The 695-nt window shown below is 57.7% G+C and carries 2 pseudogenes; both read left to right on the top strand.

Annotated elements, in window-relative coordinates:
- A pseudogene (locus MOV76_RS39345) lies at positions 1 to 195 on the top strand (group II intron reverse transcriptase/maturase); the annotation flags it as partial.
- Positions 196 to 275: 80 nt separating this feature from the next.
- Positions 276 to 684: pseudogene (locus MOV76_RS39340) on the top strand (IS630 family transposase); the annotation flags it as partial.
- Between the last annotated feature and the right edge of the window lie 11 nt (positions 685 to 695).

Here is a 695-nt window from a genome sequence, read left to right as displayed (position 1 = left end):
GGGCGGTTCAGTCGTTCGGACCTGTTCTCTCTGGCTGACTATGTCAATCGGAAGCTCAAGGCCTGGATCATGCGAAAGTACAAGCGCTTTCGGTTCCACAAAACTCGGGCTTCGCAGTTCCTGCGGCAACTTGCCCGAGATAGACGGGACCTCTTCGTACACTGGCAGGCGTTCGGAACGAACACGTTTACCTGATGGGAGCGGTGTGAATCGAGAGGTTCACGCACCGTTCTGCGAGAGGCCGGCAGGTGAAATCCCTCCGGCCTACTCACCCCTGGCTGACTTTCCTCGGTGCGTTGCGCTGCGACCAGATGACCGCGCCCTGCGTCTTCGATGGCCCGATCAATGACGAATGTTTCGACGCCTACGTCCGACAGCAGTTGATCCCGACCCTCAAGCCCGGCGACATCGTCATTCTCGACAATCTCGGCTCCCATAAGGCCAAGACCATTCGCGATGCAATCAGGGCGGCCGGCGCCAGACTAATGGTTCCTGCCGAAATATTCCCCCGATTTCAATCCGATCGAGCAGGCCTTTGCCAAGATCAAGCACTGGATGCGCCTGGCTCAGAAGCGAACCATCGATGACACCTGGCGCCACATCGGACAGCTCGTCACAACCATCGAGCCCAGCGAATGCAGCAACTACTTCGCCAATGCCGGATATGCTTCCGTGAAAACCTGAAACGCTCTAGG

This window comes from Rhizobium sp. PRIMUS64 (genome assembly GCF_023006465.1).
Classification (GTDB): Bacteria; Pseudomonadota; Alphaproteobacteria; order Rhizobiales; family Rhizobiaceae; genus Rhizobium; species Rhizobium leguminosarum.
The sequence above is the reverse complement of the archived record's forward strand: the minus strand, read 5'-3'. Positions and strand labels throughout refer to the sequence as shown.